5 protein-coding genes are annotated in these 25,247 nt (G+C 61.0%); 4 read left to right on the top strand and 1 reads right to left on the bottom strand.

Translation table 11 applies throughout. The features are described from left to right. Positions 1–119: 119 nt before the first annotated feature. From NXS98_RS03575 to NXS98_RS03585, 3 genes are all read left to right on the top strand, one after another. The gene (locus NXS98_RS03575; RefSeq protein WP_283847099.1) at positions 120–20,444 is read left to right on the top strand and encodes a hypothetical protein; all 20,325 of its coding nucleotides are present in this window, start codon (positions 120–122) and stop codon (positions 20,442–20,444) included. Between the two features lie 79 nt (positions 20,445–20,523). Beyond that, entirely contained in the window at positions 20,524–22,923 is a 2,400-nt protein-coding gene (locus NXS98_RS03580; RefSeq protein ID WP_283847100.1) for a glycoside hydrolase family 127 protein, read from the top strand. A 269-nt stretch (positions 22,924–23,192) separates the two neighbouring features. Next, positions 23,193–23,354 (top strand): hypothetical protein, encoded by a 162-nt coding sequence (locus NXS98_RS03585; protein ID WP_283847101.1) that lies wholly within the window; start codon positions 23,193–23,195, stop codon positions 23,352–23,354. A gap of 77 nt (positions 23,355–23,431) precedes the next feature. Here NXS98_RS03585 and NXS98_RS03590 read toward each other — a convergent pair whose 3' ends face one another. Next, on the bottom strand, positions 23,432–23,887 hold the full coding sequence (locus tag NXS98_RS03590; protein ID WP_283847102.1) for a hypothetical protein: 456 nt from the start codon (positions 23,885–23,887) through the stop codon (positions 23,432–23,434). A gap of 189 nt (positions 23,888–24,076) precedes the next feature. Between NXS98_RS03590 and NXS98_RS03595 the strand changes: the two genes are divergently transcribed. Next, positions 24,077–25,246, top strand: a complete 1,170-nt coding sequence (locus NXS98_RS03595) for a 3-keto-disaccharide hydrolase (RefSeq protein WP_283847103.1) — start codon at positions 24,077–24,079, stop codon at positions 25,244–25,246. The last annotated feature ends 1 nt before the right edge of the window (position 25,247 follow it).

Here is a 25,247-nt window from a genome sequence, read left to right on the forward strand (position 1 = left end):
AAAATAATTTACACGAATAACTTGCGTAATGGTGAGTCCATATTAAACTGGTGTCGTTACGTCAGTCACAAGCAATCAGGTCAGCGCCCAGTCAGGTCAGTTCCATTGTCTTTTTAATTTTGAGTGCCAATGCCCATATGCCTTTGAAGGGCAGCAACCACACCCTGGCCGGGACAGGCGATTTTCGCCTGGAACTGCTTGAAGCGCGGGTGTTGCTTTCGGCGGAGCCGTTGGCGGCGTGGGACGCGGGGCACGGCCAAGTAAAACCCTCGGAGGTGGAGGTCTGTGAATCTTGGAGTGAGACTCCGCTTTCTTCTGCAGTGGTGGCGGAGAACCAGGAAAGCTTGTGGGAGGGGGTGGAGTCAGTTCGCTGGTCGCCATTGTTGGACACGTCTGATGCGAGCCAGCCTGGAGGTGAAGACGAAAGTCTGGTGGGCGATGATTTGGGAGGCACTCCTTTATTAGAAAAGGTGGCGGCACCGTTAACGGTTGGCGGAGAGGAAGTGGTGTTGGCGGCCAGTATGCTCATTTCGACCGAAGGGGACGAGGCACGTTTGGCACCAGCTTCTCTGCCCAATGAAAATCGGGGGCCACCGGCTGCTTCGTTGGTGGAAACACCGGTGCGTCATTTAACGGATATTGTGCTGGGGGCGGATGTTTATACCAATGGCGACAACAAGCTGTTCGAGGGCAATTTAATCATTGCAGCGGGCAAATCGGTAATCATCAGCACTGGTCCGTTGGGGGGTAACATCTATGTGGAGGGGAATCTTAACGGAACGGCTGATCCTGGTAATCTGGCGGAATCCCTGACCATTATCGCCGGCAGTGGTGATTTGTTTATCCGCGGCGACATCGGAAATGCCACCCCGTTGCAAAATCTGACCATCGTTTCCGCCGGCCGCGTGGTGGTGAATGGCAATATTCAAGTGCTGGGTCAATTGCGGATCATCAATACCACGGGGTCCATTAATCTGGGGGTGCCGCTGGTGGAGGGCGGGCCGGCTGGCAACATCCTTGCCGGCTCTGTGGAAATTTCCACAGAGGCCGAGCTTACCATACACGGCGCTTTGACAACGAGCGGCGGTGCGCCTTCCATTGTGCTGGCGGCCCGCCCGGTTTCCGGTACCGGAAACATCAACCTCAATGGCAACCTCACGACGGACGGCCCGCTGACCTTGACCGAGGCCGGGAATGTGCGTTTCCAGGGGGTGGTTGCCGTGGCTGGAGATTTGCGACAGTTGCGGGGGTTTGGCACCACGACCTTTGACCGGCAGGTGGCGGCGCGTGCCCTTGACCTTGCCACCGCGGCCCTGGTCTTCAATGACCGCGTGTCGGTGGCTGCCGGTCAGGACCTGGTTTTGTCCGCCGACGAAATTGATTTTAATGGCGGCCCTGGCACGGTGACCAGTGGCGGGGTGGACAACAGCACGATTATTCTGCGTCCCACCCAGGCCATTGTGCCCATCAAGTTGGGGACAGCGGCCGGCGCCAACGTGGGGGTGCTTGACCTTTCGGTGAATGACTTGAATGCCATTAGCGACAAGTTTGGGGGCATCATCGTTGGTTGGGAAGGCTCGCCGGACACGCCCGCTGCTTTGCAGCGCCGGGCGATGACCGCAGTGACCGCTGGCGGGAGCGATTTGGCGGCGGCGTGGTTGGAGCTGCGTTCGCCGGGATTGGATAATGATTTGCGTTTTACGGCCAACGTTTTGGGCGCGAGCATGAATGGGGTGGTGGTGCGCATTTTTGACGATGCCACGATGGCTCCGGGGGTGGCGGAGGCGCGCTATTATGCCACCCAACGTTTGCTGGCCATCAATGTTCGGTTATTTGATACGACTGCCGCCGCCGTCCTTGATGCAGTCAACAATCACACCAAAGTGGGTGACACTCCGGCGGAGTATGACGCCGGCAATCGTCCCTTCACCGTGACGGCTGGCAGCGATTACACCACGGGTCTGGGGGTGTTTGAAACGGTGATTTCCGACCGGACGGCAGGGGGGGCGGATGCGGTGCCTGCCTCGGCAATGCTTGCAGTGCCGGGAGAGAACAATGATTTGCTTTTCACGGCCACGGCTCCGGGGATGGGGAATAACGGCGCGACGTTGGTTTTATTGAATCGCGATGTGGCTGCGGTATCGGTGCAGTACCAGGCGGGGTCCAGGATTTTATTCGTCCAGGCTCGATTGGTGGACGGACCCCATGGGGCGGCGCATACGCAAGCGGACATTATCACTGCCATCAACGCTGCTGGCGTTCCTTTCACCGCCGCTTCCGCTCCGACGGATGCCAACACTGATGGTCTCCTGGAGATGGGCCGCGCGGATTTGACCAATGCCGCGCAATTCCATGCAGCGTCCATTCGCGTCATTAACAACGTGACGGCTCCAGCTTCCCTTATCATGTCCGCCTGGGCAGGTGGCATCCTGACGCCTGTCGCGGGGGTCATGGGCACTTCCTCGTTGACGGCCACGGCCACTGGTCCCATACAGCTTAACACCAATGTGGCGACGGTGCAGGTGACGGCCACCGCCAATGGCGACATTTTGCTTGGGGAGGCGGATGCATTGACGGTTCTGGGAGCGTCCACTGCTGGTGGTTCCATCTATATTGTCAACGCAGCGGGTGATTTGACACTGGCAGCGGGCGGGGGTGTCAGGGCGGGGGGCACGGGCAACCTTGCTTTGCTGGCGGCGGCAGGTTTGTTGCAAAACAGCAATATTCAAACGGATGGGGGCAGCATTTCCCTGCAAGCGTTGAATGGTCCGGTGACCATGGCCGGAACGGTTCAGACCGTGAGCAATGGCGGCAACGTTCGATACGCGGCGGTTGAAACGCTGGCGGTGGCCTTCATCAACGCCGGTGGCGGGCGCATCAGCTTGTGGTCCGCCAACGGTTCCATCAGCGATGCCAATGCCGCCGCGCTCAATTTGCAGGGCGCCCAACTGCGGCTTGCCAGTGGTGGTCAGGCCGGAGCGCCAGCCGACTTGTTGGAAATATTCGTTGACACGGTGGCCGGTGCGGCGAATGGCGGCTTCTATTTAACCGAGTCCGACGATTTGGTGGTGGGGGCGGTTTCGGTGACGGTGCAGGTGGTGAACTCCAATCTCTCCACGGCCACGCAGACGGACGCCACGCTGAACGGTTTGACGACGCAGGCGGGTGGTCATGGCGTGCTTGTCTCGCTTCTGGGTTCGCTTACCGTGGACCAGGGGGTGGTGGCAGGCACGGGGGGCAACCTTCGCCTGACGGCGTTGGCAGCAAACCGTGGGATTGTTCTGAATGCGCCGGTAACCACGGATACCGGCCATGTTTCGATGTTGGCGGGGCGCGACATAACTCAGAATACCGGGGGTAACGTGGTGACTGGCGGGGGGACGGTGGATGTGGAGGCGGGCGGCGCGATTCTGATGCAAAATGGGGTAACCACCACTTCAGGGGGTGGGAATATTCGTTACCAGGCGGCTGGGCGAATCACTTTGGGTGGATTGAATGCGGGCACGGGCAATGTGTCGGTGATTTCCACCGGCAACGAGATTGTGGATGGAGGCGATAATCATCCAGAAATAACTGCTGCGCAGGGTCGGCTGAGCGCTGTGTTGGGCTTGGGAGCGGGAGCGAATCACCTGGATTTGGCGGTGGCCACGCTGGCGGCTGCAGCGGCCTCGGGAGGGGTGTTTATCACCAATGTCGGTGCGCTTACCATAGACCAGGTGGGGCCCATGGCCGTGAACCGGGTGCAAGTTGATGGCGCCACACCGGCCGGTTTGCGTCAGGTGGATGGCGCCTTGAGTGATGTTGTGGCTTCCGCGGGACCGGTGGTGGTGGTGACGCAAAACGGCCACTTGACCATCAATGGCGGTGGCGATGCCAACGGTGTCCTGGCTTCGGGCAATATGCTTTTGCAGGCGCAAGGCACGGCGCAGGATTTACTACTTAATGCCGGGATACGGTCTAATGTGGGCCATATAACGCTTCTTGCCGCGCGGGACATTAACTTGAGTGCGGAGGGGGATGTCTTTACGCCCAATGGTGATGTGGACGTTCAAGCCCAGTCCGGTTCCCTAAATATGGCCGATGGCGCCGTCATTTCTGCCATGGGGAATATTACCGTGGCTGCGGCCGGTGACGTGGTGGTGGGCGCCATGCTCACGATGATGAATAACGTCAGCGTGACGGCTGGAGGCGCCATTTTGGATAATGACGATACGAGCACGGATTTCGGGGCGGTGCAATTGCGTCTGGCGGCCGGGACGGGTATCGGCAATGGCGCCAATTTAATGGATTTGACAGTGCAGATGGTGGCGGCCACGGCGGGGGGAGGATTGTTTTTGAGCAACAGCGGCGCATTGACCATTGGCGCGCTGCCAGCGGTGTCAGCGATTCGCGTGCAGAGTGATGGCGGCCAGCAGGTGATCAGCCATGCTCCGGCCTTGGCGGGGGTCACCACCACCGCTGCCAATGGGCGGCTGGTGGTGCAGACATTGGACGGCACGCTTAATGTAAATCAAGCCGTCAGCACGCATGGCTCCGGCAATCTGTTGTTGCTGGCGCAGACCGCTGGAAATGCCGACAAAGACATTTTGCTTAATGCCTCTGTGTCTTCGGTTTCGGGCTGGGTCAGTGTCGTGGCCAACCGCCATGTCATGCAAGCGGCCACGGCCGCCATTGCCACCGGCGGAGCTGGCACGGTGGATGTGGAGGCGGAAACAGGCCGCATTGAAATGGCCGATGGCGCTTTGACCCAGAGCGGCGGGGGGACCATCCGCTATGCGGCGGCGGCCAATGTGCTCCTGAGTGGGTTGGATGCCGGGACGGGAGATGTGTCGGTGTTGTCCAGCCAGGGTTCGATTCTCGACAATGGCGATGCTCAGGTGGACATCCGCGCCGGGAATGTCCGGCTTGCTGCCGGGACGGCCATTGGCCAGTCCAGCAATCCGTTGGAGACGCAAATTACCGCGCTGGCAGCCCAGGCGGCGAATGGCGGCCTGTTTGTGCAGGAAGCGGATGCGTTGACGGTGGCGCTGGTGGGGCCGGTGAATTCTTACCGCGTGCGCGCGGCAGGGACCACTACTTTGTTGACGGATGCCGCCATGACGGGGCTTACGACCACGGGCGGCAATGGTCCGATTGTCATACGGACGAGCCAGGGGACCTTGACGGTGCAGCAGACCATTACCACGCATGGCACTGGAAATATTCTGGTGGAAGCGGGCGGCGCCAATGCGGACATTCAACTGGGAGCTCCGGTGGTAGCGCCGGCGGGCCACGTGACGCTGCTGGCCGCACGTGATGTATGGCAGCAGGCCGCTGGTGATCTTTCTGCCCTGGGTGGCACGTTGGACGTGGCAGCCAGCGCTGGCTCCATCAACATGGCCGATGGCGCCCTTAGCGAAACCGGCGGTGGTCACATTCTTTATGTCGCCTCCAATGACATTACGGTAGGTGGTTTATCTGCGGGCGCCGGGACGGTATCGCTCCAGGCTGGGCGCGCCGTATTGGACGGGGGCGATTCGCACACGGACATTGCGGCGGCGGCGGTGCGCGTGGTGGCGGGTGCAGGCGTGGGCTTGCCGGCGGACGCGCTGGAATTGTTGGCGGGAACGTTGGCCGCACAGGCAGGGGATGGGGTGTTTCTGAACGACGGTGATGATTTAATCATTGGTTCAGTGGCGGGCATTCAAGTGAGGCGGGTGGCGGCCAACGGTGGTTCGGCGCTGCATCCCGCCACGCCTGCGGCCAGTTTGGCAGGCGTGGCCACGGCGGGCGGGGATTATTCCATCATCCTATGGACGTTGAATGGGGCGCTGACGGTGAACAGTTCCATCACGGCCTCCGGTGCGGGCAATATTCTGTTGCGGACCCAATCGGGGGTGGTGAACGATAAAGATATTTTCCTGAACGCTTCCGTCAGTTCCGGTGGAGGCCATCTTTCCATTGTGGCGAATAGAAATGTGAGCCAGGCGGCGACAGCCACCCTGGCAACGGGCGGCGTGGGGACCCTGTCGGTGGAAGCTCTGAATGGCTCCATTACCATGCAGGACAACGGCCTGGCCAGCGCATCAGCCATTAGTGCTGCGGGCAATATTCGTTACCGGGCCGCGCAGAATGTCACCCTGGGCAGCCTCAACACCGCCACCGGGGATGTGAGTTTGAGCGCTGGGGCTGGCGGTATTTTTGATGGTGGCGATAGAGCGGTGGATATCCTGGGCAACAATGTCCGTTTGACAGCGGGCACCACGGTGGGTGCGGCTGGGAATTCACTGGAGTTGTCCGTCGCCGTGCTCGCGGCGCGGGCGGCCGCTGGGGGGGTGTATCTGAGTGAGGCGAGTGAGGTGACGGTGGGCACAGTGGGCGTGGTGGCAGCCCGGCGTGTGCAAACGGACGCGTCCACGGCTACAAATCAGGACGCCGCAGCGTTGGCGGGGCTGGTCACTGCTGCCAACAATGGCCCGGTGGTTTTGCTGGCGTCGGGTTCGGTCACCGTCAACCAACCGGTTACTGCCCACGGGACAGGCAACATCCTGCTGAGCGCCGGTGCACAAACCGGGAATCTTGATCTTGCCCTGAATGCAGCCGTTTCCACGACTTCCGGCCACATCAGTTTATTGGCGGCACGGCATCTTACGCAAACCAGCGACGGCGACATCACCACGAATGGAGGCACGGTAGATGCGCAGGCTTTTGGCGGAAACCTCAGTATGGCCGATGGGGCTTATGCGCAGTCGGATGGCGGGGTCATTCGTTATGCTGCCGGGGGCAATGTCACCTTGGGTGGCTTACTAGCGGGCAGTGGGGGGGTCAGTGTGACGGCGGCCGCGGGAACCATTACTGACGGAGGCGGCGCTCATGTGGAGATTAGTGCGGGGCGGGCGCAACTGGTTGCCGGTGCGGGCATCGGCAACGGTTCTGACCATCTGGAAATGGCTGTGACCACCCTGGCGGCGCAGTCCAACGCGGGCGGTTTATTTATCGTCAACAGCGGCGCGCTGAGTGTGGATACGGTGAGCGCGGTGATTGTGAATCGAGTGGATGCAGACGGCACCACGCCCGTGGCATTGCGGCAGACCGATGCCGCCCGGAGCGACATCGTGGTCACCGGGAGTGTGGTGCTGCAGACCAGCTCAGGCAGAATCACGGTGAACGATGGCACGGCGCCGGCGGGGGGAATGGGAATCACCGTCCAGAGCGGTCATCTCCTGCTGCGGACGCAAACCACGGGGGATAACATTCAAGTCAACGCGGTGGTCAGTGTGTCAGGCAGTGTGTCTCTCATGGCGGCAGGAGCAGTCAACCAGGCTGCCACGGGGCATGTGTTAGCCACCGCGGGCACGGTGGAGGTGAGTGCCAATGCCTTCACCATGGCGGACGGTGCCCGGCTGGTGACTCAGGATGCCCATATTCGTTTGTTTGTCGCCGGGGATATGGTCCTGTCTGGCGTCCAGTCGGGCGCGGGAATGGTGAGTGCGTGGTCTCAGAATGGCTCCATCCTTGATGCGGGGGACACGCGGGAGGATATCACGGCAGCTCAAGCGCGTCTGGTGGCCGGAATTGGGGTGGGGCAGGGGGATAATCATCTGGAAATCAACGTGAATGGGCTGGCCGCTTCGGCCACCAGTGGCGGCATTTTCCTCACCAATGCAGGCCATTTGACGGTGGATACGGTGGGGCCGGTCACGGTCAACCGGGTGGATAGCGACGGTTCTGTGCCGGCGGGCTTGCGATTGGTGGACAATGCCTTGAGCGACGTAGTGACCAGCAGCGGCAATGGTTCGATTGTGCTGCGAACGGTCAATGGTTCGCTGACCGTCAATGATGGCGCCGCCCCGGCAGACGCCACTGGGATTCGCGCCCACGGGACGGGCAACATTCGTTTGGAAACTCGCACGACGGGAGCGGATGATAAAACTCTGACACTGAATGCAGCGGTGCGTTCCACGGCGGGACGCATTACGTTGCTCTCCAACGCTGCAATTACCCAGGCTGCGGCTGGTGACCTTCTCACCGGCGCTGCCACCATTGAGGTGGAGTCACTTCATGGCGGCATTTCCATGGCTGATGGAGCGGTGGCCCAAACCAGCGGCGGCACCCTACGTTATCGAGCTGTTGGCGACATCGTGGTCGGCGGACTGCTCAACGGCACGGGGGATGTGAGTTTGCTGGCTGGCGGGTCCATTCTGGATGGAGGCGATGCCGATGTTGACGTGCAGGCAGCGCGTTTGCGGTTGGTGGCCGGCAATGGGGCTGGTACGGGCATGAATGCTTTGGATACGGTCATTGCCGTATTGGCGGCGCGCGCAGGGGCGGGCGGGCTTTTCCTCACGGAGGCGGATGCGTTGACGGTGGATGCCCTGGGAGTGATGACTGTCAGCCGCGTGGACAGCGACGGTTCAACGCCGCTGGCCCTGCGGATTACCGACGCGGCGTTGACCGAGGTGCGCACGACGGGCGGGGGCGCCATCGTCCTGACTGCCGCCAACGGGAGTCTGACGGTGAATCAATCGGTGGTGGCGGACACCACCGGGAATATCCGCCTGGCCGCCTTTTCCAATGACGCCGATGAGATGGACGTGATGGTGAACGCAGCCATCGTCTCTGGCAGCGGCCATGTGACGGTGTTTGCCAATCGCGACGTGCGGCAAAGCGTGGTGGGGTCACTGACCACGGGCGGCGGCGCCATTAGCGTGGACGCCAGCACCGGCAGCATCGTCATGGAGAATGGCGCACTGACAGCTTCGGGCGGGGGGCCTGTTCGGTATTTTGCGGCGGGGGATGTGCGGCTGGGCGGTTTGAATGCGGGTGCGGGAATTGTCTCGGTGACCGCGGCCACGGGTCGCGTGCTGGATAATGGCGATGCCCACCCGGACATCACGGCGGCCGCCGCGCGGCTGGTGGGTGCGGGGGGCATTGGCACCCATGGCAATGCGCTGGACACGGCTGTCGCCACGCTGGCGGCGCGGGCTTTCGCGGGGGGCATTTTTGTGCTGGAAGAAGATGGCCTGGTGGTGGATGGAGTGGGACCCATGGTCATCTCGCGGGTGGCGCCCGATGGCACTGACTCGCCTGCCTATCGCGTGAATGAAGCGGCCTTGAGTGATGTGGTCACCACGGGTGGCAATGCCAGCATTGTTTTGCAAACCCTTAATGGCAGCCTCACCGTGCGCGACGGCGCCCATCCTGCTAATGGCGTGGGGGTATCCGCCCACGGCTCGGGGCATGTATTGCTTGAAGCCCAGACCACGAGTGTCCATGACAAGGATGTTCAGTTGTTCGCCTCGGTGACTTCGGGCACGGGTTCCATTTCCCTGCTGGCGAATCGGCATGTTATTCAGGAAACGGGCGGGACAATACGCACGGGGGGAGCGGGTACCATCGAGGTCGAGGCGCGGCGTGGGTCGGCGACGATGCAAGGCAATGCTCTCGCCACCACGGCTGGGGGCAACGTGCGTTACAAAGCTGCGCAAGACGTCACCTTGACGACGCTGGATGCTGGCGGCGGTGATGTCAGCGTGCTGGCCACGGCCGGCTCGGTTTTGGATGGTGGCGATCTTGAGGTGGAAGTGCTGGCCCATCGCCTGCGGCTGGCGGCCGGCAATGGCATTGGGACGCTGGGCACGGGCGCGAACGCCCTGGAGACCAACGTAGCCGTGTTGTCCGCGCGCGCCGAGGCTGGCGGCATTAACATTGTCGAGGCCAACGCCGTGGGGGTGGATGACGTGGCGGTGACGGTTTATCGAGTGGCGGCCAATGGCACGCTGGTTTTGGTGAATGATGCGGCGCAAAGTGACCTGGTGACCACTTCCGGCAATGGCTCCATTGTGCTGAGCACGCTGGGGGGCACCATCACCATGAACAGCGGCACGGCGCCCGGCGAGGGGGTAGCCGTTCGCGCTCACGGGACGGGCCATGTGCGCTTGGCCGCGGGCGGTCAGGATGCTGATTTGCTGCTTAACGCCAATATCGTTTCCTCTCAGGGCCACGTCACACTGGTGGCCGGGCGGCATGTCATCCTTGGGGCCGGTGTGGAGGTGCAAACCGGCGCTGGCTCCGTGGTGATGGATGCGGGGGCGGGTGGTTTGACCATGGAGGATAGCGCGCTCATTCAGAGTGCAACGGGCGCGATTCGATTGCGCGCGGCCAATTCCATCGTTCTGGGCGGGATTGCCACCGGAGGCAATGTGTCACTCATTGCCACCGGAGGTTCCATTTTGGATGGCGGGGATGCGTATCTGGAGGTGGTTGCCAACGGGTTGCGGCTGGTGGCGGGCGTGGGGATAGGCCAGTTGGGCGCCAGCGCCAATGCCTTGGAAATCAATGTGGCCACGGTCAGCGCGCGCGCCGCTGGCGGCGGGATTAATTTGCTGGAGAGCAATCATATTGCGATTGATTCGGTGGCGGTCGTCTATGAGGAGGTGCAAGCCGATGGTTTGGTGAACTCCCTGACCGATGGGGTCCAAGGTGATCTGCGCACCACCGCCGGCAATGGCAGTATTGTATTGCGGACGCTGGCAGGAGCGCTGACCTTGAATGATGGCCTCAACCCGGCGGATGGCATGGCGGCCAACGCGCACGGTTCTGGCAATGTGCTGCTCATGGCATCCGGTTCTGCTGGGGACCTTGTGTTGAACGCGGGCGTGCAAAGCGCCGCCGGCAGCATCAGTTTGCGGGCGGAGCGGGATATTATCATGGGAACGAATGTGAACGTGGTCACGCAGGGCGCCATCAGTGTGAATGCGGGACGCGATTTGGTCATGCAGGGCCGCAACCGGCTCGACGCCGGGAATGGCGACATCATTCTTCAGGTGCAAGGCGATGCCGCCGTCAGTGGGATTGCCACCACGGGCAATGTTTCCATTGCCGCCGCGACCGGCTCCATCCTGGATGCTGATGATACATCGCCGGACGTCACGGCCGGCGGCCTGCGGATGCAAGCGGCTGTGGGCGTTGGCACCCTGGGGGCGGGAGCCAATGGTCTGGAGGTGGCGGTCAACACGGTAAGCGCGCGCGCCGGCGCCGGTGGCCTCCATTTGTTGGAAGCCAATGCGTTGACGGTGGATGGCGTTTCGGCGACGATTACTGAAGTGCAGGAGGATGGCTCGGTGGTGACGATTACTGCGCCGCTACAAAGTGATTTGGCCGTGAGCCAGGGCGGCTCCATTGTGGTGCGGACCACGGCGGGCAGTCTGACCTTGAACGATGGAACGGCTCCGGCCAATGGAGCGGCCGTGACGACAACAGGCAGCGGGAATGTGCATTTAAGCGCCGGGGCCGCCGGGTCGGTGCTGCAAGTGAATGCGAATGTTCAGGCGGGGGTCGCTTCCGCGGGAGGTCACGTTACGGTGGCGGCACGGGCCATTCTAATGGCTGCCAATAGTCAAATATTCGCTGGTGGGGTGGGCACGCTGAATGTGGTGGCGGATGCGGGCAGCCTCACGATGCATCCCACAGCGAGTCTGGTCTCAGGCGGGGATATGCGGGTCAGCGCGTCTGCGGATGCCATTTTGGGGATGTTGGCGGCGCCGCTGGCCAATGTGGCCATTACCGCCACGAACGGCTCCATCACCAATGCCGGGGTGGCAGCTCCGCTGGTGAACGTGAACGCCAATCAACTTCGTTTGGCGGCGGGAACGGGGGTGGGCGTGCTCGGCGCCAATGCGTCGCCTTTGCGCACCAGCGTCTCGGCGATTAGCGCGCGCGCGACAGGGGGTGGCATTCATGTGTTGGAAAGCGACGCGCTTGCCGTGGATGACACGGCGGTCACGGTGCAGGCAGTGCAAGTGGACGCCACCTTATCCGCATTGACCGAGGCGCGCCAGAATGATTTGCAGACGACTGCCGGCAATGGCTCGATTGTGTTGGTGACCACGGCGGGCAGCCTGACCTTGAATGAAGGCACCCCGTCAAACCTGCATGCCGTCAGCGCCCACGGCACCGGTCAGGTGCTGCTTGCCGCCGGGGGAGCGGGGGCCAGCTTCACGGCCAATTCTGATGTGCGCTCCCTCAATGGCCATATCACCGTCCAGGCGGCGGCTGAGGTGACCTTCAACAATCAGGCAGACATTGTGACCGGCGGCCATGGAACGATTTACGTTGAGGCGGCGGGTGGCTCGGTGACCATGTCCAATAACAGCCAGTTCTTTGGCGGGTTGGGCAGCATCCGGGTGGCCGCGCGAAATGATGTAACGGTGGGCAATATTACCACACTGAATCATGTTTCCATCATTGCGGCCACCGGTTCCATTTTGGACGGGAGCACCTTCCACGCGAACAACCTTTTTGCTTCGGGCGCCCGGCTGGTGGCGGCCGGCAGCATTGGCCGGTTGGGTGTGAATGCGGACCCGCTGGAAACGGACATTGCCACAGTGGCAGCGCGGGCGGGGGCCGGGGGCATCAACCTGAGCGAGGTTTCCGCTTTGTCGGTGGACCGGGTGGCGGTGACCGTCAACCGGGTTTTGCCTGATGCCAATGTGGAAGCGGTGACTGATGCCGCATTGGCCGATGTGGTGACCGAAGCGGGGGGCAGCATTCGCCTCAGCACGACTTCCGGCGCCTTGACCTTGGTGGATGGTGGCGATGGCAACGGCGAGGCCGTGCGTGCGGCGGGGGCGGGCCATATTTTGCTGCGGGCGGGCGGGGCGGCGGGGGATGTGCTTGCCAATGCCTCGGTGAATTCTGGTTCGGGTCAGGTGACGCTGCTGGCCGGGAGGCATGTTAATCTCGCCGCGCAAGTGATGGTCAGCACCGGTAGCAGCGGGACCATCAATGTGGAAGCCGGCGCCGGCAACTTGACCATGCACGCGGCCAGCAGTGTGGTGTCTGCTGTGGGGGACATTCGCGTGGTAGCATCCCAAAATGCTGTCTTGGGCCGTGTGGCAAGCGCGGGCAATGTGGCCGTGACCGCCAGCGCCGGTTCGATTACGGATGCGGGCGGGGCTTCCTACAATATTGAGGCAGCGCAGATGCGGCTGGTGGCCGCCAACAGCGTGGGCACGGTGTCTGCGCCATTGCGCACGCAAGCGGCCCAAGCCAGCGCGCGGGCGGGCGCAGGTGGGGTGTTTGTGCTGGAAGCAGATGCGTTGCTGGTGACCCAAACCTCCGCCACCGTGCAGAAAGTGCAGGACGATGCCACCCTGCAGGCCGTGACCGAGGCGCCACTTCGCGGGGTGAACATTACCGATGGCAATGGCCCGGTGGTGTTGCGCACGGCGGCGGGCACTCTGACACTTGCGGCGCGTGGCATCGCGCCCGAAACGCCCACGGTGGGAGCGCTTGGTGGGGGGAATGTGCTGCTTTCCGCGGGAGGCGCGTCGAGCCAGGTAGTGTTGCTGGAAAACGCATGGGTGCAGGCGGGCACGGGCCATGTGACATTGCTGGCGGGGCAGGGGATGGTATTGGCCTCGCAGGCGCGCGTGGCGACGACGGGGACGGGGACAATCAATCTGGAGGCGGCCGGGGGCGATATTGTCATGGAGGGAACCGCGTCCATTGCCAGCGGGACGGGGGCCGTGCGTTTGCGGGCCAGTTTGGGAGTGGCTCTCGGCGAAATCAAGACGGCGGGCAATGTCTCCATTACCGCCCTCTCAGGCTCCATCACCAACGCGAGGAGTTCCGGCACGAATGTAATGGCCAGCCAGTTGCGGCTCGTGGCCTCGGTGGGTGTGGGGATGCAGGGCGCCTTTAATCGCCCGCTGGAATTGGCCGTCAACACTGTCAGCGCCCGGGCATCCAATGGCGGGGTCAATTTGGTGCAATTCGGGCCGCTGGCAATTGGGGATACTTCAGCCACGGTGCAGGTGGTGCAGAACGATGCCACGGTACAAGCGATAACAGATTCTACGCAAAGCGATGTAATCACCACCGCAGGCAATGGCAGCATCTTGATTCAAGTGCGTGAGGGTGGCCTCACCTTGAATGATGGGACGGGTGGCCTGTCCGGGGTGGCCGTGAGCGCCCATGGGAGCGGCAACATCGCCTTGCATGCCAATGATGTTGATGGCGACTTAACGGCGCAGGCCAATGTTTTCACGGGTGGCGGGCATGTGACCTTGGTGGCGAATCGCCAGCTCCAGTTGAACGCTACAGTGGCCGTTCAAACCGGCGAGGCCGGGACGGTTTATCTCGAAGCGTTGGTGGGCAGCGTGACCATGCACGATACTGCCCGGGTCAGCGCCGCGGGCGGCGATATCCGGGTGGCCGCGGGTCAAAACATTATCGTGGGCGGACTTTCCACCCAGGCCAACCTTTCGCTGGTTGCTGGAGGTTCAATACTGGATGGAGGGGATACGTGGATGGATGTGACGGCTGACAACCTGCGCCTGTTTGCCGGTGGCGCCATTGGCACGCTGGGCGCGGGGGCCAACGCTTTGGAAACGACGGTGACTTATGTCAGCGCGCGCGCAGCAGGCGCCATCAACCTGCTGGAGCTGGACAGTTTGACGGTGGATGACACGTACGCTGCGGTGCAGCGGGTGAGGCCGGATGGCGTGCTGCAACGGGTGGAGGATGCCACGCAATCGGATGTGATGAGCACTGCCAACAATGGTTCCATTGTTTTGCGGACGCTGAATGGCTCGCTGTCGTTGAATGACGGCCAGATATCCAATGATCGCAGTGTGCAGGCCCACGGGAGCGGCAACGTGTTGTTGCAGGCGGGAGGCGCCAATTACAATGTGGACATTGGGGCTGATGTGCGCTCTGGCAGCGGGCACATTACCATTCTGGGGGGCCGGGATGTGACACTGGATGGGGCGGCTGATGTTGTCACCTCGGGTGTTGGCAACGTGGTGGTGGAAGCCATTGCGGGCAGTGTGCTGATGGATGACAATTCCTTGTTCCAAACCGGTACTGGCACGGTGCGGGTGGCGGCGGCCATGGACATCACGCTGGGAGGCATTGAAACCGGGGGCTACGTTTCCCTGATCGCGGCCACTGGCTCGATCTGGGATGGGGGCGAGGTTTATCGTGAGGTGACCAGTGTCGGGTTGCGGATGACGGCGGGGATGGGGATTGGCACCCTGGGAGCCGGCGCCAATGCCCTGGAATTGAGCGTCAGCCTTGTGGCGGCGCGGGCTGCCGGGGGCGGCATTAACTTGCTTAACTCCGGCGGGTGGACGGTGGACTCCGTCATTGTGCTTTATCAGCAGGTGCAGACAGACGCCCTGACCGCGCCCTTAGTTGAAGCACCACTCAGCGGTTTGACCACAATGGGCGGCAATGGCTCGATCGTGGCGCAAAATACTGCTGGTAATCTCATCTTGAATGACCGTCTGATGAATGGCCAGGCGGTGGTGGCCCATGGGACGGGCAATGTGCTGTTGCAAGTGGTCGGCGTTTTGCACGTCAACGCGGACGTAATCAGCGGTAACGGCCATTTGACGGTTCTGGCGCAGGGCAACGCTGTTTTTGGGGCCGAGGCAGATTTGATCACCTCTGCTGATGGCACCATCCTTTTGCAGTCTGCCACGGGAGCGGTGACCATGTCCGACAACACGCTGTTTGCGAGTGGCAGTGGGGATGTCAAAGTCATGGCGCAGGGTCATTTGACGGTGGGCGGCATCAGCACCGCGGGTCAAGTCTCGCTAACCTCTGCCGCCGGCTCGATCCTGGACGGGGGAGATCGTTATCATGACGTGGTTGCCGGCGGCTTGCGCCTGTGGGCGGCGCACGGCATCGGCACGCTCGGCGCCGCCTCCAATCCGCTGGAAATCTCGGTGGATACGCTGGCCGCTTCGGCGGGCGCGGGAGGCATCAGTTTGCTTGAAAGCAATGCCGTGACCGTGGGCGATGTGTCCGCGCTGGCGCAGCGGGTGCAAGCGGATGCCACGATTCAGCCCATGGGTGAGGCGGTGCTCAGCGATCTGGTGGCGGGTGGCACGGGTTCGGTGGTGCTGCGCAACTTGAGCGGGACCATCACCTTGAACGATGGGGATGATCTGCCGGATGGCTTCTCCGTGGTGGCGGGGCGTCATATATTATTGCAGGCGGGCGGAGCGGATGTGGCGTTGAACGCCAGCGTCAGCAGCGAAAGTGGCCATATCAGCGTCATCGCTGGCCGGGATATTTCGCTGGCTCCGTTTGTCAGCATCGGCACCGCCGGCAGTGGCACGATTGAAGTTGAGGCGTTGTCTGGCTCTGTGCTCCTTGATGCCCGCAGTGGGCTATTCGCGCAAGCGGGCAATATCCGCATTAAAGCAGCCCAAAATGCCGCCCTAACCGGGGTCTCCACCCAGGGTCAGGTTTCCATCATCACGGTCAATGGCTCTGTATGGGATGCCGGGGAAATGAGCCGCGACGTAACTGCGGCGGGCTTGCGATTGCAGGCGGGCAACGGGATTGGCGTATTGGGCTCGGCGTCCAACGCCATGGAAATCGCGGTGGACATTGTCAGCGCCCGCGCCGGGGTCGGTGGAATCAATCTGTTGGAAGGCGATGCCGTCACAGTGTCCTCTGTGTCGGTGACGGTGCAGACGGTGAATGGAAGCGGTTTGTTGCAAACAGTGACGGATGCCGAGCAGGGTGATTTGGTGGCTGCCGGGGGTGGTATTGTGTTCAGGACCGTGGCGGGCACCATTACGTTGTTGGATGGCAATGCGCCTTTGGATGGCCGCGCCATCAGCATTGCGGGTGGAGGCCATCTCCTGGTGGCTGCTGGTGGGGCTGCTGCTGACCTGGACATTCAGTCAGCGGTTATTACTGCCAGCGGGAGCATGACCTTAACGGCAGGCCGGCATTTGCTGGCATCTGCAGCGGCGGCTCTGGTTACCAACGGGGGCACCATTGACCTGGAAAGCATGCAGGGGAATCTGCGCCTGGCGCACGGCACGTTGGTGCAAACCAGCGGTGGCAATATTCGCCTGACCAGCGGCGGTGAAATCCTGGTCTCGCGTTTGGATGCGCGCAACGAGGCTGACCGGCTGGCCGATACCGTGACCCATCAAGGCGTTTGGGGCAGCATCACCCTGTCAGCGCAAACTCGCGTGCGGGAAGCCGGCGTGCTGCCGTCCGGAGGGGCGTCCATTTACGCCAATGCCTTGCGCCTGGCGGCCGGTGAAGCGGTGGGAGGATTCCTTGCGCCGCAACCGGTGACGTACCGTTTGCAGGTGAGCAGCAACCTTATCCATTGGAGTGACTTGACCACGGTCACCAGCGCCGAAGGGCAGTTCCAGTTTACTGATACTCCCCCCAGCGGCACCATCCTGCGGTTTTATCGCGTGCTCAGTTCGGATGCGACAGTGTCAGCCGCCATGATGCGCCCGGCGCTGCAGGCCAACGGCAGCGTGCAACTGGCCTGGCAGCGGGTGGACACTGAGGGCTTGCGCGGCGCCTTGCATGTGGAAGCGGCGACGCTGGCGGCAGCCGCAGGCTCCGGCGGTCTGAATGTGGTGGAGGCCACCGGCGTGACGGTGGATTCAGTGGCGATTGCGGTAAATCGAGTTAACGCCAACGGCACCGCCACGGCGGCAGCCGTGCAGAGTGGCAGCGACTTGCGGGCCACGGGCAACGGGACGGTGGTGTTAAGGACTTTGGCTGGCAATCTGGTCTTGGAGGCGGGAGGGGCGGACAATCTGGCCGTATCCGTGGGTGGAACAGGCAATGTGCTGCTGGCCGCTGAGGGCACCGGCACGGATGTGACCTTGCGCGCGGATGTGCAAAGCGCCGGTGGCCATGTGACGGTCCAAGCCGCCCGCCATCTCACCTTTGGGGTGCAGGCGGATGTCCTGACCACGGGCGGAGGTTCGGTGAATTTGGAAGCCGCGACGGGCAACCTGACCCTGAGCGGTTCCAGCCGGGTGCGTTCGGACACTGGCCATGTGCGTTTGTACGCGCAGGGCAACGTCAGCCTGACCGGCGTGCGCACGGGCGGGCAGGTGGCCATTACTGCGATGAGCGGGGCGGTTTCCCAGGCCGGTGATTTGGAATTGGATGTGATTGCCGCCGGCCTCCGTCTCTATTCCGGCGCAGGCATTGGCACCAGCAGCGACAATCTGGCGTTGCAGACCAACGCTCTTTCGGCGTCGGCTGCCGGCTCCTTGTTCCTCGTGCAAACGGGACCGTTAACGGTTTCCGATGTGGCGGTTTCCGTGCAAAAAGTACTGGCTTCAGGGATGACCGCGCCAGTGATTGAACAGCCGCAAGGCGGCGTGGCCACGACTGCCAACAACGGTGCGCTCCTCCTCCGGGTGCTGCAAGGAGGACTGACGCTGGAAGCTGGTTCATCGCCGGGAGGGGTGGGGGTCAGCGCCCACGGCAGCGGCAATGTGTTGCTGGAGGCGGAGGGGGCCCTGCATGCCAACGCTCATATCGTTGCGGCGACCGGCAACATTACGGTGTTATCCGGCAGAGATATGACCATTGGGCCATCAGTGCGCGTGGACACCAATGCGGCTGCTTCGCTGTATCTGCGGGCGGCTGCTGGCACTCTGCGCATGGCTGATTCCGCGGCCTTGCGCACCAACACCGGCAACATCCGTTTGGAGGCGGGAGGGAATGTGGTGTTGGGTCTGGTGGACGCCCGTTTTGCGGCGGACCGCGCGGCGGGCACGTTGACCACGCAAGCGGGTTGGGGGAGTGTGAGCATCATGGCGAATGGCGCAATCCTCGATGCTGCGCTGGCGCAGGACACCAGCACGCGCATTTTTGCCTCGGCGCTGCGGTTGTGGGCGGATGGTTCGATTGGCGCTTTTGACACCCAGGTTTATCGAGTTCAGTTCACCGCCAACTTCATCCAGTGGGAGAATCTGGCCGTTATCACCAGTGATAGCGCCGCGCTCACCTACACCGATGCCAACCCCACGGGCATGCGTTTCTATCGCATCCTGGGACAGGATGGCAGGGAAATTCCGCTTGCGAGCACCCTCCTTGATAACGGAGGGGTGCGGCTCGACTGGCAGCGGCCCTATGGGTTAAATGCCCTGGAGATTGAGACCCGCATTCTGGCTGCGAGCGCAGGCGCACCGGGGATCAACCTCCTTGAACAAACTGCGGTCACCGTGGACACCGTGTCGGTGACTGTAAACCAGGTAAGAAATGATGGCAGTACAGTGACACTGGCAGAGACTGCGAAATCCGATCTGGTGGCCGCGGGCAGCGGCGCACTGGTGCTGCGAACGGTGAATGGCAGTTTGGTCCTCAATGAGGGCACCAGCGCCAATGGCCTGGCGGTGGATGCGGATGGCCACGTCTTGTTGCTGGCGGGAGGCGCCGGTTCCGACCTGGTGCTCAATGCGGGGCTCCGCAGCTTTGGCGGGAGTGTCAGCCTGCAAGGTGGGCGTCATTTGACCCTGGCCAGCGGAGTGGTTTTGCAAACTGCCGGCACGGGCACCATGGAGCTGTGGGCGCAAAATGGTTCCCTCACCATGTCCACCAGCAGCCATGTACAAACCGATGGCGGCAACATCCGCTTGCGCGCTCAGCAGGATGTGACTCTGGCGCTGGTGGACGCCCGGACGCCCGCCGACCGTCTGGCTGGCACACGCGCCAGTCAATCCAACTGGGGGGCCATCAGTATTCATGCGGTCACTGGTGTCATTCAAGAAACCGACGTTACCGCCGCGAAAATCGTGGATGTGTTTGGCAGTGTGGCGCGATTGACCGCCGCTGTGGCGGTGGGAGAGCAGGCGCCTTCCGCCAATCCGTTGGAAACGGAGGTGATTACGATTGCCATTAACACGGGCAACGAAGGGCTTAATGTGCTCGACATGACTGGCCTTTCGGTGGATGTGGTGGGGACGGTTCCCGCTTATCGGGTTGGCGCGGATGGAAACATCACCACGGTGGCTGATCCCGCTTCCCTGAGCGGCGCCGTCAAGACGGGCGGACTGGCCACCATCCTTTCTGATTTGCAGTTGCCGATAGGCAATTATCCTGAGTTCACTGTTTTGAACACGGTGGACATTAACACGGCGCCCCAGGCGCTCACCGGCCTGTATCATCAGAATATTCGCATTTCCAATCCAACTGGCTCGACCATTGACTCGGTGCGCATCTATCTCCGCAATCTTCCTGCCAATGCGCGCGTCCCTTATGCCAACGGCATGGAAAATGGGGTGCCTTATGTGCAGTACAACCACCCGCTGGCCGGTGGCGAATCCCGCGTGGTCACCATCGAGTACGTGGTGCCTACCCGCGATGACCTGCCCAGCAACGTGGTCATTTACCCCATCGTCACCGCGCCGCTGCCCGCCATCCAGCTTACTGGCGCCACGCCGGTGGACTTCGGCTTCACCCGGCAGGCAGACAATCGTTATTCACTGGTCATCGCCACCCAGGCTGGCCGCGATTACTACATCGAATACAGCGATGATAATATCAACTGGACCACCGTATTGGTGCCGGTCCGTGGCACTGGCTCGGTGGTCTTCTGGTATGATGTCGGTCCACCCAAGACTTATCCCGACCCGGCCGGCGTGGAAGTGCGCTTCTACCGCGTGCTGCGGGTCTAAGGCGGCTTTGGCAGACCATCAAAAACTCGGAGGCTGGAGTTGACATAATTACTTAAGAAGATTAATAAATGCAGCCGCGATGAAATACGATGTTGCCCAGTCCCTCTGGAAGCCTCGTGGCTGCGTTTGTGTATTGATGGTAGCGATGGTTCTGGTGGCCGGCGGCGGCCAGGCCTGTGCGGACACCACCTATCAGGATCACCTGCGACTCAAAGTTCAACCTGCCCGCCCGCCGCAGGCAGCGCCGTTCAGTTTGCACGACGTGCGATTGCTGGATGGTCCTTTCAAGAACGGCCAGGATATTGCGGTGCGATATTTGTTAAGTCTGGAGCCGGACCGTTTTCTGTCTCTCTTTCGCAAAGAGGCAGGGCTTACGCCAAAGGCTGAGGCGTTTCCTGGTTGGGAGCGCATGGGAATCGCCGGGCATTCGGCGGGCCATTACCTCAGCGCGTGTGCCCTGGCTTATGCTGCCACGGGGGACCGCCGTTTTTTAGAGCGGGTGAATTACATGGTCAGCGAACTGGCCGAGTGCCAGCGGGCGCATGGCGACGGATATGTGGGGGCCATTCCCAACGGGCGCCGCGTTTTCTCGGAGGTGGCCGCGGGCAACATTCGTTCCTCTGGCTTTGACCTCAATGGGTGTTGGGTGCCAATCTACACGTTGCACAAACAAATGGCTGGATTGCGCGATGCCTACCGGCTTTGTGGCAACACCCAGGCGTTGCAGGTGGCGCGGGGTTTGGCTGACTACATCGAGAAAATCCACGGTCACCTTACCGACGAACAAATGCAGCGTGTGTTGGCGGCGGAGCATGGGGGCATTAACGAGACCCTGGCCGATCTTTATGCTGATACCGGCGATGCGCGTTACCTGGCGCTTTCGCGCAAGTTTCATCATCGGGCCATATTGGAGCCGCTAGCCCGCGGTGAAGACATACTGGCGGGCAAACATGCCAATACGCAAATTCCCAAACTGATTGGCCTGGCCACGCGATATGAATTGACGGCCGAGCCTGCCGACCGCGCCGCCGCCCAGTTTTTCTGGGAGCGCGTGGTTTACCACCACAGTTATGTTACCGGCGGGCATTGTGACCACGAATATTTCGGGCCGCCGGGCAAGTTGAATGACCGGCTGAGTCCGGCCACCACGGAGACCTGCAATGTCTATAACATGCTCAAGCTCACCCGGCATGTGTTTGGCTGGCAGCCGGACGGGAGGGTGGCGGATTTTTACGAGCGCGCGCTGCTCAATCATATTCGGGCTACGCAGCATCCGGATGGGCGCGTCATTTACAACCTTTCGCTGCTGCCCGGACATCACAAGGAATACCAGCGTTTGTATGATTGGTTTACCTGCTGCATGGGCACCGGCATGGAAAACCATGTGAAATACGGCGAAGCCATTTATTTCCAAGACGCCGAAGGGCTTTGGGTGAACCTGTACATCGCCTCGGACCTGGCATGGAAAAGGCGCGGTGTGGCCGTGCGCCAGGAAACGCGCTGGCCGGAGGGTGACACTGCGACGTTCACCTTTACGTGCGCGCAACCGCAGGAGTTTGTTTTGCGATTGCGGCATCCCCATTGGGCGCGGCAGGGCATGCGGGTGGCGGTCAATGGCCGGGCCCAGACCGTGAGCCGGCAGCCTTCCTCCTATGTGGAAATCCGGCGGCGCTGGCGGAGTGGCGATCGGGTGGAGGTGCGTTTCCCGATGGACTTGCACGTGGAGACCATGCCGGACAATACCAACCGCATTGCCCTTTTTTATGGGCCGGTGCTGCTGGCGGCGGATTTGGGGCCGGTGAATGATCCTGCGGCGTCGCAGCCTTTCTACGTGCCGGTGTTGGTCACCGGGGGACGCCCGGTCAGCGAGTGGGTTAAACCGGTCTCCCTGGCGGAGCAGCGTTTCCGCACCGTGAATGTGGGGCGTCCCAAGGATGTGGAATTGACTCCGTTCCACCGCCTGCATGACCGGCGTTATACGGTGTATCTCGACGTGTATGGCGCTGCCGAGTGGGCGAAGCGGGAAGCGGAAATTCGTGCTGCTCATGAGCGCGAACAGAAACTGGCCGCACGCACCGTGGATGTTCTGCGCATTGGGGAGATGCAGCCGGAGCGCGACCACAATTTGCGGGGTGAGCGCACGAGCACGGGCGAGTTCAACGGACGCAAGTGGCGTCATGCCACTGAGGGCGGCTGGTTTGCTTTTGACATGAAAGTGGACCCGCAAGCCCAGCATGAACTGCTGTGCATCTATTGGGGCAGCGAGACCGGACAACGCACCTTTGACATTTTGGTGGATGAGACCCGAATTTCCACACAGAAGCTTTTGAACAATGACCCCGGAAAATTCTTTGAGCAAGCCTACCCCATTCCCCCAGAGCTGACCCGCGGCAAGACCAAAGTTACCATCAAGTTTCAGGCGCATCCCAACAACTTCGCGGGGGGCTTGTTTGGCTGCCGGCTGTTGCGGAGCGAATAGCCTGGCTGGCGCGGGATGTCCGCCGTGAGCGGGGAGGGGAGGTGGGTTTATGGGAAAGTTAATGTTTTGGCTTGCAACGGGTTGAATGGGCCTGGGGAAAAAGGGCAAACGCGATTTGCTTTTTTTTGAACTTGCGTTAATTTATTGGTGTCAAATTAGTGATGGCACGGATAGTCCAAAACCTGCCGAGAGTGAGAGCCCTCAACCTTCCCGTATTACTCCCACCCATGCTGGCAGGACGTGTCATCGCCACAAAGGAACCAATACCTATGATGAAGACGCTCGATGCCATCAGCGACACCATCAGAAACCCCAAGCATCCCTTCCGTAAAACGGACTGCCGCCCGAAGAAAGCGCAGAAAAACCGTTACGAGCGCCGGAAGGTCAAAGAATACCTGCACTTGGGCGATTGGGAGGAGGAGTTACAGTGACCTAAGAACCGATACATAAACAATCTGAACGCAGCCCCGCTTCGGCGGGGCTGTTTGTTTCAGGACATCGAAATTCCTTACAATTCGGGGCCTTGGGGAGACCCGGATAGCGCCAGCGGGTCACTGATGACTCGTTCACTCAGGTTGGCAAACTCGGCCTGTGCTTTGAGCCAGCGTGGATTTTGCGTGATTTCTTTCATGCTCAAGCGAGTATTGCCAAAGACCAGAAAGGCATCCATTCCCATTTTAAGAAAGGCGTCGGCCTTGGAGCCGGCGCCGTCGGGGGTGAACTCATAATCACCCACGTGATAGTGGCCACGATGATAAGCCATGCTGGCTGATTTCAGCTCGGCGGTTTCCACATGAAATTGCTGGATAAACTCGTCGCGCCGGGGGCCTTCATAGTGCTCCAGAAATAATTTGCCGCGAGCGGTGCGCACAATCGCCCATTCATCAAACAGTGTTCCGCCAAAATCCCGGTTCATCTTTTGGCAGGCCTTTTGGATTATAGGAATCGCTTGTTCAAGCGTCATGATGCAGAAGTTAGGCATTATCGGTGAGTTGGACAAGTGGCATTTGGATGACTTTTAACAGAATGTGCCTGGGGATGGAATGGCTATATCATGTAATGAGCCAAGTAGTTGGCCTGAGGCATGACACGTTCCTTGGTTGGCGATTGCTTTTGGGGTCGTCAAATCAAGGAAATAAGCTATTATTGGGGTATGCAAATCTCCCGGATTGTATGCATCATGGCGCAACTGGTCCTGGTTGGTTGGTGGAGCAGCCGGCCGTTGCAGGCCGGGGCGGCCGATTTTAGACCTTTGTTCAATGGGCAGGATTTGAGCGGATGGGTCAACGTCAATGGCGCGCCGGAAACGTGGAGCATTTCCAACGGGGTGGTGTATTGCACGGGAAAGCCAACGGGGGCTTTGCGCACCAGCCGGCAATATGAGAATTTTATCCTGGAGGTGGAGTGGCGCCACTTGACCGCCGGCGGCAATTCCGGGATTTTCATCTGGGGCAGTCCATTGCCTGCGGTGGGGGCGCCGTTTTTGAAGGGCATTGAGGTGCAGGTGCTGGACAACGGCTTCAACATTTCCGGCAAAAATGAATGGTACACCACGCATGGGGATGTGTTTCCGATATGGGGAGCCACCATGAAGCCTTTTGGCCGGCATCATGGCATGCGCAGTTTTCCCAGTGAGGAGCGCAGCAAAAGCTCGCCGGAATGGAATCACTATCGCATCACCTGCACCAATGGCGTCATTCGATTGGAGGTCAATGGCAAGGAAGTTTCTGGAGGCAGCGATTGCGTTTATCGCAAGGGTTATCTGGCCCTGGAAAGCGAAGGAGCACCGGTGGAATTTCGCAACCTCCGCCTTTGGGAACTGGAGGGCGGCCTGGCCACGGCCGAACAGACGGCGCCGGTGGATTTGGGATGGCAGCATTTCTTTAATCATCTCGATTTTCGCGGCTGGCATACCAATGAGGCCGTATTACAACAATGGACGGTGAAGAATGAGCGATTGGAGGCCGCGGCGGCTGCTGAACCGGCCATTTTATGGGCGACACCGAAATTTCCTGCGGCTGAAATTATCTTGGACATCAACCCCGCCAAGACGGCTAATGAATCCGCCTCGCAAACGTGGTTGTGGCTGCGGCAGGGGGAAGGGCAGAGGATATCGGTACCGTTGGAGGGGCTGAAGGCCGGCGTTTATCAACGGATTTCGGTGGAGGCCAAAGAGAAGTCAGTCATTTTAACCGTTGGCGAATTCCGTAAGCGCCACACACTGCCCTTTGTGGTTTCCGGCAATCAGCGTTTCCAATTCGGCTTGAGCCATAGGGGGGCGTCGGCGCAATTCATGAATTTCTTCTGGCGTCCCTTGCCTTGAG

Source organism: Fontisphaera persica (genome assembly GCF_024832785.1).
GTDB lineage: Bacteria > Verrucomicrobiota > Verrucomicrobiia > Limisphaerales > Fontisphaeraceae > Fontisphaera > Fontisphaera persica.